Here is a 15337-nt window from a genome sequence, read left to right as displayed (position 1 = left end):
TCGTGCCGCATCAATTCCCTTAGTTGCTGCGGCAATAACTTATCTGCCAGCGCTGACCAAACGACCGTCGAAGGTCATGCAAGCAGGCATACTTCTTTTTGCTGGTATGGGGGTCCGTGTCAACTACTACGTCCGCCTTTTGACCGATCGCACAGACAAACTTGGAAACCCAATCAGCACGCGGCAACGCGCCCCGATGGCCAGGGAACCGAAAAACCGGGCCGGTTCGATCCTTGGCGGGCACCTGCTGAAGGTGACTCACAAAACCAGGGGCGACCGGATGGACCCGATCTTTCTTCCCTTTGTCGAATTCCGCCGGGATCCAAAGGAGCGGCCGGGCCAGGTCGAAGTCGATGCAAAGCCGGTCCTGCCGATCCCGATCCCAATACAGCTGGAGCGATTCCGAAAGCCGCAGCCCTGACCACCACATGCCCCGTAGGTAGAACTGCCAGGCTTCCGCGTTCTCTTTGCCCACAACATCGGGCGTTGCATCCAGCATCCGTTGAAATTCGGGCTCAGTAATCGGTCGCCCCTTCATGACCTTGCTCCCCTTAGCGGCCTTGGGCATGACGAACCGGGGGCAGGTAGGTTAAGTGCCACGGCTCTGCGAGCCGTGTCTTCAACCACACACCGCCACCGGACCAGGGGACCGGACCGCTTCGCTTATTGTCCGAAAGGTTGGACAGGACCGGACCGATCCCGTTTTTTGAACCTGGCGGTCCGATCATTCGGCATTCTGGTTTCGACATTCGGCATTTGCCTGAAAGGTTGGACCGGACCGCCCTCATTTTTTCAGCAATCTTCTCCATCTTGCCTGCGAGTTAAGCTGGGCAGCTTAGTTATTGATAGGAGACCGGATCTCTTTCGGATTTTGGCTCAAAGGTTGGACAGGACCGCTGAATTTTTTTATCTGAATTCCCCCAGACTACCTGCGCGTCACATTGGGCAACGTAAGGTGCGGCCTGCCCTCCGGGTTTCCTAGTTGGACCGGACCGCTCTCGTTTTTTTGCGTCCTTTCCTATCTTGCCTGAGCGTTAAGTTGCGTAGTTTAGCCGCTGATTGGAAAAGGTTGGACAGGACCCCGTTGTCCGAAGTAAATCGAGCGTCCGCGCCCCCGCATCTTCGGGTGCGATCGATCGTTTGTGAATTGCAAAATGGCGCCGCTTCAAAGCGCGCGAATGGGATCCGAGGGCCGATCACCCCACAATCGACCCCAAGTCCGTTCGCTTTGTCAACGGACAATCTTCGCCGCACAACACCGCCCCACTAAGACACGCCCTCACGATCTGCTTCCGACCCAAAGTGGCGACCTAACATCAGGCTGGGATTAGGTCCAACCCAACTGGCTGCGGACGATGGAGTCTGTGTTGATCGCTTTGCTGGGCGCGTCGGGAAAACGAACACGACGATCAAACGGGTTGAAGATGGCTTTGGTGAGCGCAAATGGTTCGGAAAAGGAGACTGGCTGAAGGCCAATTGCACGCCAGACAAGCAGATGCTTGTGATCGCTCCATGATTTCGCCATCGATGGATTCCTAGTAAGCTCTTATGCATCCCCACTACCAGCAGGGTCTTTCCCGGCCCCAATGAGCTACCAAAGCGACTTCCCAGGAATCCCGCGATGCAACTCTTCTTTTGGAAAATGGTCACGGTCACGTTTCCCCTGCTGATGCTAATTCTCGGCTCGATCGGCATCTTCCTGACTGGCCATTTTTGGCGTCGATCGCATAAACGTGACAATCGGGAGTCGCCGCTGAATCATGACTTACTGCGACCGCCAGGCTTTTCTCTCACCAAACGACTGGATGAAATAGACAGCGAGCTTAACCTGCAAATGGCGTGGATACTGGCGATCCCAGGCATCGTGTACACCGTCCATCTAAGTTTGTCGTACTTCGGCGGAGAAGCAGAAACAGTCTTTCGCACCGTCGTTTCCGCACTTTTTGCCCTGGGCATGACCATCTACTCGGCGCGCAAGCTGATGCGTCTCTTAACCGAGCGAAAGAACTTCATCCTTGGTCGCGATGGAGAAATGTTCACCGGCGAAGTACTAAATCAGCTCATGCGCCACGGCTGCCGCGTCTTTCACGACATTGAGTTTCCCTATGGCAACATCGACCATGTTGCCGTCTGTCCAAGCGGCGTCTTCTCCATCAATACGAAGATGCACAGCAAGCCAAAGAAAGGCAAAGATAAAGCCGCGGCCAATGTCGACTACGTCAAAAACAGAATCACGTTTCCCGATCGATACATCGAGATTCCGTTGCAACAATTGGAATGCGAAGCCAAATGGCTCTCGCAGGAATTGTCCTCAGCAACGGCTCTACCGATTTCCGTGGTGCCGATGCTCGCGCTACCGGGCTGGTTTGTCCAACATCTTACGAGACCGACGCGAATCACCGTGTTCAACCCGTTCAACTGCGAAGGACTCTTTCTGAAGCGAGCACAGAAACTGAGCCCAGAACAGATCCGACAAGTGGCGTACCAGTTAGAGCAGCGTTGCCACAAGATTGCTCCGTCGTTTCGTGAGCCGCGAAGTTGGGATTCGAAGACTGCCAAATGAAGACACTGGCAGAAGCCCCCGTGTCTTCTCTTTCGATCGAATCGATCCCCTCTCGTCGGAAATTGATTATCCGAGCCCAGGCGCAATCGCCGTCAACTTGTAGCCTATAGTTGTGATGTTGGTCATCTTAGGAACAAGCTTGTAGCCGTCAGCGCGGTTCCGTGTTCGCCATCCCTGCAGCGGAAAGAGTATTTCCCCCATGAAGAAACTCACTCTTGCAGTCGTCGTGGCCGCGGCGATCTGCTTTGGCCTGGGTCAAATCGGTTTGTTTGGCGATCTTCTTGGCACTTCCACCATGCAAACGCCGGTGGCGCCGGCCAGCCCGACGGATGTTTTGGGGACGGCGTTCGCCGAACAGAGAAGCGGGCTCCAAGTCACCGGCGAAGGCGTCGTGACCAAGCTGCTGGCCGATGATACCGAAGGGAGCCGTCACCAACGGTTCATCTTGACGCTATCCACGGGACAAACGCTCTTGGTGGCGCACAACATGGATCTTGCGCCTCGTCTCAACTTGTTGGAAGTCGGGGATACCGTCGCCTTCAACGGCGTGTATGAATGGAACTCCCAAGGGGGCGTCCTACATTGGACGCATCACGACCCGAGCGGACGTCATGAAGCGGGCTGGCTCCAACATAACGGGCTGATCTTTGAGTAGAGGGCAACGTTGACGCCTAACGGCGCTCGGCTAATTCCAAAGAGCATTTGCATACTTGACGCCGGCCGTTCTACTTTTCCTTCAACACAACTTCGTAAACCGGCATGGTCGCTATCCTCGCGGGGTGTCGCTGAACTGGGGCCGGCGCCGTGGGGCATGTCAACGGTCGGCGCCCTACATCCATCACATTTCTCGGCCGCGATCTCCTTGTCGGCCTGCCGCTAGATAAATGATCGCTCCTAAAATGTGGGTGACCAAGATCACGACGACCCAGATGATTCGCTGGTTGTCAGAAAGCCGGGGGTTGCGGATCGCGTCGACCAAGGCCCAGATCCAGAGGGCCGAGAGCAGCACGACGAAGCTGAAAATGCAAATCATGCCGAGCCCGAGCCCAATTCCAACGTAAGGTCGTTCAATAGGTCGTTGCGCCAGCAGCAGCCAATCAATCATCGATTTCTCTCTCTTGCGTCAGTGTGGATCGGCGACGCAGATGCACGCCTTTATCAAAGGCGTTCATCGCGTGTCCTGTTTCTACCATGGGATCCCCTGGTCGCCCAATCGTCAGGTAAAGGATTGCTGCGAATATCTGCAGCAGCAAGCTCATCCGGAACCCGATGAGCCGCGGGTTTTCGCTCAGCCGATTTTTTTGCGCAACTTCTTAACAATTCCTTAACACCCAGGCGATTACCCGTGTGTTACAAAACAAGCTCCTATATTGGCGAGTTGACAACACGAGAAAAGGTGACGTTGCATGGCCTCGACTTTAGCGATTGTGGGCTTTTTGTTGGCGGCGTATTCGATTGTCGCTAATGACGCGATCCAGACGCTGGGGACGTTTATCAGCTCCAACTCCAAGCGTCCTTGGTGGGTGCTGTGGGCGTTTGCCTGCACGGTGCTGATGTTCGTCTTTATTTATGGCTGGCTGACGCACGATGGCGACGTCTCCTTTGGGCGACTGGCGAAATTCCCCGAGCCTGCCGGCGGGTTGACCTGGCTGCATATCATTCCACCGCTGGTCATCTTGCTGCTGACGCGCTATGGCATTCCGGTCAGCACCACCTTTCTGGTGCTGGCGGTGTTTGCACCGGGTAATCTGACGGGGATGCTCTCGAAGTCGATGCTCGGCTACATCGTCGCGTTTTTCGTCTCGATCGGCATCTATCTGGTCATCACCAAGTCATTCGAGAAGAAGATGATTGCAACGGCCGAGAACCCGCCATCTACGGTCTGGGTGACGTTGCAATGGATCTCGACGGCGCTGCTGTGGAGCCAGTGGCTCGTACACGATCTGGCGAACATTTTCGTTTATCTGCCGCGCAAATTAACTCCCATGTATTTCGTCTTCGCAGCGCTGGTGATGCTGGTGTTGCATGCGGTGATATTTGCGCGCCGCGGCGGATCGATTCAACATATCGTGACCTCAAAAACCAATACGCAAGATATCCGCTCGGCGACGATCATTGACTTCATCTATGCGATGATCCTGATGATCTTCAAGGAATACAGCAACATGCCGATGAGCACGACCTGGGTGTTTCTCGGACTATTAGCGGGACGCGAAACGGCGATCTCGCTGCTGCTGAAAGTGCGGCCGATGAAGGAAACCGGCGGCATCGTCTTTAAAGACGCCGGCAAGGCGATGACCGGACTGGCCGTCAGCGCAGGACTGGCCTTTGGGCTGCCGATCTTCCATCAGGCCGTCTCGGGAACCGAACTGCTCGCCAATGAGCCTGAACCCGCCAACAACGTCGTCATCACCGATTCTGACGCCGCATCGATCGCCGCGTTGCCGTCGTACGTCGCTCAACCCGACCTGACCGGCGAAATTAGGAGCGTCGGTTCAGACACGCTGCGGGAAGTGATGGAGAAGCTCGCCGCACGTTTTCAAGAGCTTTCTCCCGGCGTTCTGATTGCGCAGGAGTCGGCAGGTTCGGAAACGGCGCCCCCGGCGCTGATCGCCGGCGATTGCGAGCTCGGCCTCATGAGCCGCAAGATGACGTCCGCCGAAATCAGCGAATTTCGGAACAAGCATGGGCACAATCCGCTGATGATTCGCATTGGGCTCGACGCGTTGGCGGTCTACGTCAACGCCGAGAATCCCGTGCGAGGTTTAACGCTGGCCCAGTTGGATTCGATCTTTGACGCTCAGGCCGAGGCGCAAAAGCTGAAGTGGGGCAAGTTTGTCATGCCGCCGTTTCCCAACCACGAAATCATGACGCATGGTCGGAACGATCAGTCAGGCTCACGCTACTTCTTTCGCGAAATGGCTTTGAATGGAGCCCCGTTTCGCTCGGACATGCAAGTCCATCAAGACTCGGCCGAAGTGGTGAAAGCGGTCGGCAGTTCGATCAATGCGATCGGCTTTTCGGGGATGGGGTATCGCGACAAAGATGTTCGCGCCATCGCCATCGCCCGGTATGAAGATGATGAGTATCTGAATTACTCGGCGGCCGAATACCAAAACGATTCCGATCTCGCCAAGCGCTTTCAATATGTTTATGACGGCCAATATCCGTTGTCGCGGTTCCTGTATATCTACGCCAACAAGCCCAGCGGTGAAAAACTGGCGCCGCCGGTTGACGAATTGCTTCGCTTCATTCTCTCGCAGGAGGGGCAGCAAATCGTTTTGGACGCCGGATTTATTCCGTTGACGCCCAACCTGACCAAGCAACAATTGGACAAACTGCAAGCCGGGTATGAGCCTCCTTGGTACGAGTAAGGCTGGCGATAATGCCGCCAAGCGGGCTACAAAGAGAAATGCCGGTCGAATTTTCTCCTTGCACACTTCAAAATTTGCGTCCAAAAGAGCCAGATCGATGACCGATGACGAAATGCCGACGGACCTGGACCGGATTCAAAACGAGTTGCTCGACTCGCTGGACGAAGAGCTAGAAGCGGAACTGGAAGATGCGCTGGAAGATCGGCATCGACCGGACGGCTACAATGCCGATTCCAATCTGTCGCGGAAGGTTTACTTTAGCGAACTGCTGCGCATGCAGCGTGAGTTGATCAAGCTGCAAGACTGGGTCGTCGCTAGTAACGCCAAGGTTGCGATCTTGTTTGAAGGACGTGATGCGGCGGGGAAGGGGGGCGTGATCAAACGGATCACCCAGCGGCTCAATCCACGCGTCTGCCGAGTCGTCGCGTTGCCGGCGCCGAACGAGCGTGAACAGTCGCAGTGGTACTTTCAACGCTTCGTCCCGCATTTGCCGGCCGGCGGCGAAATCGCGCTGTTCGATCGCAGCTGGTACAACCGCGCCGGCGTCGAACGCGTCATGGGTTTTTGCAGCGATCAGCAATACGAAGAGTTCTTTCGCTCGGTCCCCGACTTTGAACGCATGCTGGTTCGCTCTGGCATGTATGTGATTAAGTATTGGTTCTCGATCACCGACGAAGAGCAGCAGTTTCGCTTCCAATGCCGAATTCATGATCCGCTGAAGCAGTGGAAACTGAGCCCGATGGATCTAGAATCACGCCGCCGCTGGGAGCAATACACTGTCGCCAAAGAAAGAATGCTGGAAGAAACGAACATCGAAGAAGCGCCATGGTGGATCGTCGAAGCGGTCGATAAGAAACGGGCGCGACTGAACTGCATCCACCATCTCTTAGAACTGCTGCCGTATCGCGAAATCCCCAAAGAGACCGTCATCTTGCCGCCGCGTGAGCGAAACGAGGATTACGCGCGGAAGCCAAGTCCGCCCGAGGCCGTAGTCCCCAATATCTACTAACGTAAATCAAATTGCCGCTCTGAATGGATAAGGGATTATCTCAAAATCCAACTCGGCCGATTCGTGAATTGCCCGCGAAAATCAGCCGCTTCGGTATGACGCGCCCTTGCTCTCTAGCCCAGAGCGGCTATCGTGAACGCAGCTGAGACTGAGTCTCAGCGCCATCTCCCGCTTTCCGCCAGAGAATAGCCAGCGCCTTCTGCGGGCCAGCCAAATCTAGCGAGCACGGCTCGGCAGGCTGAACTTCCCACCCGAATTCGCTCTTGGAGACTCCGATGACCCCGGATGTCCGCTCTACCAAACGCCTTGGTTTTACGCTGGTTGAACTGCTGGTCGTGATCGCGATCATCGGCGTCTTGATTGCGCTGCTGTTGCCGGCGGTGCAACAAGCCCGCGAAGCGGCTCGACGCATGACCTGCGGAAACAACATGAAACAGCTCGGACTGGGACTGCACAATTATCACGACACCTATCGGCGACTGCCGATCACGCAGGAGACGGTCACCGAATCAAGCGGGCAAAAACGAGCCCTAGCGAGTTGGTCGCGAGCCATCCTGCCGTTTATCGAGCAGGGGAATATTGCCGACGCTTGGGACGAAACGGTCAATTACGGCAAAGCGCCCAACGCCCAGCTAAATCAGACGCCGATTTCCGCTTTCAAGTGCCCCACTTCGCCGGCCGAAGAAGTGGGTACTTGGGCCGTCACCGGAGACTACGACAATGACCTAGCCGCTGACGAACCTTATTTGGCGGGGATCTGCGAATACTCGGCCTCGTCCCAAGTCTATGACGGGACCACGCACCTGGCTGGGATGATGAACTATCAAGACCCGGTGTCTGTGCGATTCCGCGATGTGACCGACGGACTTTCCAATACGTTTATGTTGGGTGAAGCATGCGGTGGCCCGAAGGACTACGACGGGAAAAGACAATACCTGGTCGGCGAAGATCAGAAAGACCGCTTTCATCACTGGGCTGGACAAAACCGGATTTCGTTTCGCCGCTTCTCGTCGGACGGACTCACGCAGTATGGCGGCAATTGCCTGATCAATTGCCGTGCGGACGGATCCAATATGTACAGTTGGCATCCCGGCGGCGCACACGCGACGCTTGGAGATGCGTCGGTCCGCTTCGTCGGAGAAACCACGGATGTCAACATCCTCGAAAATCTAGTGCAGCTTCAAGACGGCAATGTCGTGGGCGAATACTAGCAGCCGGTTCACCAACTCGGCAGGCCGTTAGTCGCTTCTCGCAACGATCGTCGACGAATATTTCAATTCACTTGATTGCAGAACGATGGCTTTACTACTTCGCCGCTGCTTGTTGCTCATCATCGCTGCACTCCTGACCGGGTGCGGTGAAGCTCCTTATGACGATGGTCTGCTCAAACACCAAGTGACCGGTTTAGTGACGGTCAATGGACAGCCGCTTGACCGGGTGATCGTCCGGTTTCAAAGCACCGACAGTTCCAAGACGGGAAACGCGGCGCAGCCGGTTGGGGTAACGGACGCAGAGGGGAAATTCGCCCTCTCAACCAGCGCCGATGAAGATGGCGCCGTCGCAGGCGAGTATGTGGTGACATTTCTGCGCACCGCCAAAAATTCGGAGTCCGGCGATGACATGTTCCGCAATCGCTTTACCAAACCGGCCCAATCCAAACATCGCGTAACCGTCCCCGACCACGATCTTGAAGTTCCTCCGATCCATCTGGAAGTTCCCGCCGCCTGGTTGACTGCGGCGCCGCGTGAAGAAGACTAGTTGGAACAATGTTTCTGTTCTCCTGCGAGACGAACCGATGAGACTGATCGCTCGGCGAATTTGGTTGAAGGTCCATCTATACTTAGGACTGACGGCGGGCTTGATCTTTGCGCTGGCCGGGGTAACCGGCAGCATTCTCGTCTTCGAACATGCGTTTGACGAAAATCTGAACGCCGAGATGATGCTGACCGAGAACCGCGGCGAGCGGCGTTCTTTGGAAGAAATCACCGCGCTCGCTCAGCAGCAATTTCCAGAGCTTGGTCACGTCGAGCGAATCGCCGTTCCGCGGACAGAAGAAAACGTCTACTACGTGCGTTTCAACGCCAAATCCTCTGGCGGGAAGCCAGTCTCGACCGAGGTGTTTTACGATCCCTATACCGCCGAATCGCTGGGGCAACGCCCCGAGCGCAGCGGGCTGATCGCTTGGATTTATGATCTGCACGCTCGATTACAGTTCGGCAAAACCGGTCGCATCCTCATGGGCGTGATCGCCCTGACCGTGATCATCTCGATCATCACCGGCATCGTGCTCTGGTGGCCGCTGCAAAAAGGGGGCTGGCGAATCGCCTGGGGAATCCGCCGCAACAAGCTGAACTTCGATCTGCACAAGACCAGCGGTCTGCTGATGACCCCGCCGCTGCTGCTGATCGCATTTACCGGCGTCTATCTCGGGTTGCCGTTTTTGGTCAAACCGGTGGTCGGCATGTTCTCGATCGAGACCAAAAACCCGCAAAAGGTAACTTCGGTCGTCCCGACATCTCCCACCGATCCGATCGGTCCTGATCGAGCGGCCCAGTTAGCCGCTGAGGTGATGCCCGGCTCCGAACTTTTCTTTGTCCATCTGCCGCAGCGCGCGGACGACACCTATAAAGTCTTCGTCCGCCAGCAGGGCGAAATCGGTCAACTGCGTGGAACAGGGCGAATCTGGCTCGATCAATACAGCGGCGAGGTAAGAGCAACCCGCGACTGGAGCAAGTTCACCTTCGCCGACACGTACTACCGCATTCAACTTGCTTTACACTGCGGCGACGCGTTCGGATTCGGCGGCCGATTACTCTTTTTTGTGGTTGGCTTCGTTCCGGCGGCGCTGTATGTGACCGGCTTTTTACTGTGGTGGCGCAAGAAGATGTCTCGTCGCCGACAATTACAAAATCGTCCAGCGGCCCGGTCCGGCAATTCGGCCGAAATAGCGCCGCTCGCCGCGAAGTTAGCAGCGGAAAAAAATTCGGAACTCGAATCTGCGTCAACCTAGGCTAGGCTCTGATTTTTGCCGATGCAAGTTTTCTGATTTTCCGGCGTTCGATCGGCATCGCCTAAAAGGTCGTTCTGTCGATAGATTGCATCCAGAGAATTCGCGCCCATAGACTTTTCCGTTGGATCGCCTATTCTAAAGTGGTAATTGGCCTAGGCTTTCGGGCGACAGTCTAGGTTTAATAGTCTGTTGCAGGCCAGACTGACAGGAGCAAACTCTACGGATAATTTCGTTCAAATATCTAAAAGCGATTAGCGGCGAATAGCGACGGACATGGAACTGAAGCCTGCGGATTCAACGCCGCTACAAGACGATGGCGGCGCCCCTTCCGCCGAATTGGCCGCTGATCTGCGGCGTAACCCGCGTCGCTGGGATGTAACGATCATCGGCTTTGGCGTCACATTGGCGATGCTCATCGTCGGCGCCATTCTGGGATACATGAACACGGTTCGATTGATCGAAAACAATCGCCGCGTCTTCGCTACCCAAGAGATTATCTCCGAACTCAACAACCTGCTCTCGTTGTTGAAAGACGCCGAAACAGGCCAACGAGGCTATCTGCTCACCGAAGAACCAAAGTATTTAGAACCATACGACGATTCGGTCGGCAAGGTGCAAGCCGAAATTGTTCACCTCCGAACCCTGATCCAAGAGGACGCCGAGCAGAAGCGCCGACTGCTTGTAGTGGAGCAAGATGTCACCAAGAAGCTTGCCGAGTTGCAGGAGACGATCAATTTGATCGACGCCGGCGACCGCGCCGCCGCTCTGCAAGTTGTTGACAGCGACCGAGGGATTGCGTTGATGGGAAAAGTGCGTGATTCGATCGCCGCCATGCAACTTTCCGAGCATGAACGTTTGCGGCGACGCGGCCAAGAGTCCGAGGCCAGTTTTCGCACGGCGATCGCCACCATTTTGCTTTCGACGCTCCTCGGATCTGCGTTAGTTTGCACCGTCTATTATCTTCTTCAGCGCAACCTTCGTCAAAAAGCGAAAGCGGCGGCGATCTTGGCGGAACAAAAAGAACGCTTGCGAATCACGCTCGCCAGCATCGGCGACGCGGTTATCAGCACTGACGCCGCCGGCAATGTCACCTATCTGAATACCATCGCCGAAAAACTGACCCGCTGGACAGACGCCGACGCGATCGGTCAGCCGTTGACGACGGTCTTTCACATTGTCAACGAAACGACGCGTCAAGTAGTGGAGAATCCGGCGCTCAAGGCGCTGCGTGAAGGAATCATCGTCGGCCTGGCCAACCATACTATCTTGATCGCCAAAGATGGGGCCGAACATTTTATCGATGACAGCGCCGCTCCGATTCGCGACCGACATGGCGAGATCGCCGGCAGCGTATTGATTTTCCGAGACATTACCGAGCGCAGGCAATCAGAACTGGCCCTGGAAGAAAAAAGACGACTCCTACAACTGGGCGCCGAAGTCGGCGCCGTGCTGACCCAGGGAGACAGCCTCCCAAACATGCTGCAAGGTTGCACCGAATCGCTAGTCGCCAACTTAGACGCGGCGCTGGCCCGCATCTGGACATTGAATGAAGCGGAACAGATCTTGGAATTGCAGGCCAGCGCCGGCTTGTATACGCATATCAATGGAGGACATGCGCGGATTCCCGTTGGCAAATTCAAAATTGGCTTAATCGCCGAAGAAAAAACGCCCCATCTGACCAATTCGGTGATCGGCGATCCGCGTGTGCCTGAACAAGAGTGGGCGCAGCGCGAAGGATTGGTCGCTTTCGCAGGCTATCCCTTGATCGTCGCAGATCGGCTTGTCGGCGTGATGGGAATCTTCGCCAGGCAAGCGCTCAGCGAAAGAACGCTCGCCGCGATGGAGTCGGTCTCCAAGGAGATCGCGTTGGGCTTGCTCAATCGTCAGGTCATGCAAGAAGAGCGGGAGCATCGCGAATTGCTGCGGATCACGCTCGCGAGTATCGGCGACGCCGTTATCAGCACCGACGCAGAAGGGCTGGTCACTTTCCTCAATCCGGTCGCCGCAGCGCTAACCGGCTGGAGCCAGCAGGAAGCGATTGGTCGATCGTTGACCGAAGTATTTTCCATCATCAACGAATCGACGCGACAGCCGGTCGAAAATCCGGCCGAAAGGGCGCTGCGAGAAGGGAAGATCGTCGGCCTGGCGAATCATACCGTGCTGATCGCCAAAGAGGGAACCGAGCGATTTATCGACGATAGCGCCGCTCCGATTCGCGATGCGGCGAACAAAATTGTGGGAGCGGTCCTGGTCTTTCGCGATATCTCTGAGCGTAAAGAGATCGAAAATGAATCGCGGCAGCATGAAGAACGATACCGCACCCTCTTTAATACGATCGACGAAGGCTTTTGCGTTGTCGAGATGATCTTCGACGATGCAGGCAAACCGATCGATTATCAATTTCTAGAGCTTAATCCTGCGTTTGAAAAACAGACAGGGCTCGTCAACGCAGCCGGTAAGCGGATGCGCGAACTGGCGCCGGATCATGAAGAAAAATGGTTCGAGATTTACGGCCAAGTCGCGGTAACCGGCGACTCCACTCGCTTCGTCCATCAAGCGAAAGCCTTGGACGGTCGCTGGTTTGACGTCTACGCATTTCGGGTCGGCAGCGAAAGCAGTCAACGCGTCGCGTTGCTCTTTACCGACATCACCCAGCGCCGGCAAACGGAACAAGATCGCCGCGATAGCGAGGAACGCTTCCGCACTTTGGTCGAGCAGGTCCAAGACTACGCGATTTTCATGACCGATCCGCAAGGAAGAGCCACCAGTTGGAACGAAGGAGTCCAGCGAGTGCTGGGATTTGACGAATCCGAATTTATCGGGCAAGACATCGTCTCGTTGATTTTCACGCCGGAAGATGTCGTCAGCGGCATCGCCCAGGCCGAATTGGATCAGGCCGCCGCGGTTGGCAGCGCCAGTGACGACCGCTGGATGTTGCGCAAAGATGGGACGCGGTTTTGGGCCGCCGGCGTGACCACCGGCTTGCTGGATGAGGACGAAAAACTGCTTGGTTTCATGAAAGTGATGCGTGATCAAACCGAGCGCAAACGCCTTGAAGATGAACTTCGCCAGGTCGCCGCCGACTTGTCGGAATCGGATCGCCGCAAGACCGAGTTTCTGGCCACTTTGGGACATGAACTGCGCAACCCGCTCGCTCCAATCCGCACCGGATTGGAAGTCATGAAAGTGGTGAAGGACAATCCCGAGTTGATCGAAAACGTGCGTAGCACCATGGAACGTCAAACGCAGCAAATGGTGCGATTGATCGACGATCTATTGGATGTCTCGCGCATTACTCGCGGCAGGATTGAACTGCGAACCAGCCAGATCACATTGGGCGAAATTATCCGCAGCGCCGTCGAAGCGACCCAGCCCTTTGTTGACGAAGCGGGACACACGCTCCAGGTAACCTTGCCGGAGTCGCCGATTTTGTTGGACGCCGATCCCAACCGTTTGGCCCAGGTTTTCTCTAACTTGCTGAATAATTCGTCAAAATACACGCCAGACGGCGGTCATATTTGGCTGATGGCCCAGTGCGAGAATGGGGAAGTCGCGGTCACGATCAAAGACGACGGCCTCGGGATTCCACTCGATCAACAGTCCCAAATTTTTGAGATGTTCGCCCAAATCGATCGCCCGCTCGAAAAGGGATATACCGGCCTGGGGATTGGTCTGACTCTGGTCAAGCAATTGGTCGAGTTGCACGGAGGAACGATCGACGTGCAAAGCGATGGCCCCGATCAAGGAAGTGAATTTTGCGTTCGCTTGCCGATCGCAGGAGAACCGAAAAGAGCAACGCCGGCCGAACTGACCGTAACCCCGCAACCCATCAAGCTGCGAGTCCTGATCGTGGACGACAACAAAGCGGCGGCGACCATGTTAAAAATGGTGGTCAAAATGCTCGGCAATGAAGTCATGACCGCGCACGACGGAGTTCAGGCGATCGCCACGGCGGCCGAATTTTCGCCCGACATTGTGCTGATGGACCTCGGCATGCCTAAAATGAACGGATACGAAGCGGCCCGCGAAATTCGCCGGCAGCCCTGGGGCCAAAAGATGGTTTTGGTGGCGCTGACCGGTTGGGGCCAAGACGAGGATCGACAACGAACCGCCGACGCCGGGTTCAATCATCACCTGGTCAAACCGGCCGAACCAAGCGACTTGCAGCAATTGTTCGCCACGGTTCACCCCAGCAACTCTTAGCGACGCATAGGAAAGGGTAATTGAATGACCGCTGACAAAAGAGCGACTCCCGCCGACGCCGCTGCACGCAAAGAAAAGCTGCGACAACTAGGGCATGACATCAAATCCTACCTGGGCGTCGTCACGATGGGCTTCCAGGCGCTCGATGGCGCCAAATCCAACCCCGCGGAATTTGCCGAGCTGTTTGGCATCATCCAAGAGGATGGAATCAAACCGCTGAAGCAGACGGTGCTCGATATGGTCGAACTGGCCTGCGAAGAGGAGTAATACACAGCCGAACCACTGCTGGATTTGCTGCTTACCCCCAAACGAAATCAGCCGCACGGCGTTAGCCGCGGTTTCTTCGCCGCTTGTTTCTCGCGATTGAGTTCGCTTCAGAAACCGGAGCTAGCGCTCTGCGGCTGATGGGAGGTTCTCCTACTCATTTGCGTCCCTTCCGATCTTGCGATTCACTCGCATACAAGATCACTTGCTCCAGATCGTCCTCGGAGTTGATCGATTTCCAATCGCCGCCAACTGACCAAACAGGACGATCGACAAACGCTGGCCAGCTTGCTCGCAACGCTCGTGTGCAATTCGCCTTGAGTTGGTCACGAACCTTTTCGCCAGAATATCCCGCTGCCGTAATCACGACATGAACATGATTCGACCGCGGATTTGCGACCCACCGTTTCCAGCTCCGAAACTGGCAAAGTCGATCGATCTCCTTTTCGACCGCAGTGCGCTGCGCGTCGTTCAATAACAGGATGTCGTGGTTCAGACGATCGCGTCGCCATCGCTCCAGAAGCGGTTGCGGCGGACGTGAGCCATCCTTTCGCGACCGCCATCCTCGCGCGTCGCCCTGAAGAAACGTGCCGTAAATAGTGAAGGTAATGAAAAAGGCAATCGGCTCGTCATTATTCATACCGTATCAGCCGCGATTGCTTGTCCGACTTGTGAATTGCAGATGGAATCGCGTCGGAACCGAGGCCAACGTCCGCCGGCTAATCTGACTGTCCCCAATCAAATCAGCCGCACGGCCTTAGCCGCGGTTTCTTCTTTTCGCGCCCAAGCAGTATTGACGATGATATTCCCCCGGCAACAAAGTTCTCAAGCAAAATCAGCCGCACGGCGTTAGCCGCGGTTTTTGAGGCGAACTCAGTTGCAAGGAACAAGCAGCGAAGAAACCGCGGCTAACG

13 protein-coding genes are annotated in these 15337 nt (G+C 55.8%); 9 read left to right on the top strand and 4 right to left on the bottom strand.

Translation table 11 applies throughout. The features are described from left to right. Positions 1–19: 19 nt before the first annotated feature. Both M4951_RS08805 and M4951_RS08800 read right to left on the bottom strand, forming a co-directional pair. The gene (locus M4951_RS08805; protein ID WP_262026111.1) at positions 20–568 is read right to left on the bottom strand and encodes a tyrosine-type recombinase/integrase; all 549 of its coding nucleotides are present in this window, start codon (positions 566–568) and stop codon (positions 20–22) included. 759 nt (positions 569–1327) lie between these two features. Further along, entirely contained in the window at positions 1328–1525 is a 198-nt protein-coding gene (locus M4951_RS08800; RefSeq protein ID WP_262026110.1) for a hypothetical protein, read from the bottom strand. Between the two features lie 96 nt (positions 1526–1621). Between M4951_RS08800 and M4951_RS08795 the strand changes: the two genes are divergently transcribed. Beyond that, positions 1622–2563, top strand: coding sequence for a nuclease-related domain-containing protein (locus M4951_RS08795; protein ID WP_262026109.1), 942 nt, complete (start codon positions 1622–1624; stop codon positions 2561–2563). A gap of 199 nt (positions 2564–2762) precedes the next feature. Beyond that, on the top strand, positions 2763–3218 hold the full coding sequence (locus M4951_RS08790; RefSeq protein WP_262026108.1) for a DUF3465 domain-containing protein: 456 nt from the start codon (positions 2763–2765) through the stop codon (positions 3216–3218). Between the two features lie 183 nt (positions 3219–3401). On the opposite strand, the gene M4951_RS08785 is transcribed toward M4951_RS08790, so the two are convergent. After that, on the bottom strand, positions 3402–3668 hold the full coding sequence (locus M4951_RS08785) for a PLD nuclease N-terminal domain-containing protein (protein WP_262026107.1): 267 nt from the start codon (positions 3666–3668) through the stop codon (positions 3402–3404). Positions 3669–3969: 301 nt separating this feature from the next. On the opposite strand from M4951_RS08785, the gene M4951_RS08780 reads away from it, so the two are divergent. The 7 genes from M4951_RS08780 (at position 3970) to M4951_RS08750 (ending at position 14426) form a co-directional block, all read left to right on the top strand. Next, the gene (locus M4951_RS08780; RefSeq protein WP_262026106.1) at positions 3970–5937 is read left to right on the top strand and encodes a substrate-binding domain-containing protein; all 1968 of its coding nucleotides are present in this window, start codon (positions 3970–3972) and stop codon (positions 5935–5937) included. Between the two features lie 97 nt (positions 5938–6034). Then, positions 6035–6946: a polyphosphate kinase 2 gene (gene ppk2, locus M4951_RS08775; protein WP_262026105.1), complete on the top strand. Its 912-nt coding sequence runs from the start codon at positions 6035–6037 to the stop codon at positions 6944–6946. A gap of 275 nt (positions 6947–7221) precedes the next feature. Continuing rightward, positions 7222–8157 carry a DUF1559 domain-containing protein gene (locus M4951_RS08770; RefSeq protein ID WP_262026104.1) on the top strand — a complete coding sequence of 312 codons (936 nt, stop codon included), beginning with the start codon at positions 7222–7224 and terminating at the stop codon, positions 8155–8157. 85 nt (positions 8158–8242) lie between these two features. Then, positions 8243–8704, top strand: coding sequence for a hypothetical protein (locus M4951_RS08765; protein WP_262026103.1), 462 nt, complete (start codon positions 8243–8245; stop codon positions 8702–8704). Positions 8705–8741: 37 nt separating this feature from the next. Continuing rightward, on the top strand, positions 8742–9956 hold the full coding sequence (locus tag M4951_RS08760; RefSeq protein WP_262026102.1) for a PepSY-associated TM helix domain-containing protein: 1215 nt from the start codon (positions 8742–8744) through the stop codon (positions 9954–9956). A gap of 273 nt (positions 9957–10229) precedes the next feature. Then, entirely contained in the window at positions 10230–14159 is a 3930-nt protein-coding gene (locus M4951_RS08755) for a PAS domain S-box protein (protein ID WP_262026101.1), read from the top strand. Between the two features lie 24 nt (positions 14160–14183). Next, positions 14184–14426: a hypothetical protein gene (locus M4951_RS08750; RefSeq protein WP_262026100.1), complete on the top strand. Its 243-nt coding sequence runs from the start codon at positions 14184–14186 to the stop codon at positions 14424–14426. Between the two features lie 154 nt (positions 14427–14580). Here M4951_RS08750 and M4951_RS08745 read toward each other — a convergent pair whose 3' ends face one another. Next, positions 14581–15063: a hypothetical protein gene (locus tag M4951_RS08745; protein WP_262026099.1), complete on the bottom strand. Its 483-nt coding sequence runs from the start codon at positions 15061–15063 to the stop codon at positions 14581–14583. Between the last annotated feature and the right edge of the window lie 274 nt (positions 15064–15337).

Source organism: Blastopirellula sp. J2-11 (assembly GCF_024584705.1).
In the GTDB taxonomy this organism is placed as follows: domain Bacteria; phylum Planctomycetota; class Planctomycetia; order Pirellulales; family Pirellulaceae; genus Blastopirellula.
This window is presented reverse-complemented; position numbering and strand designations above follow the sequence as displayed.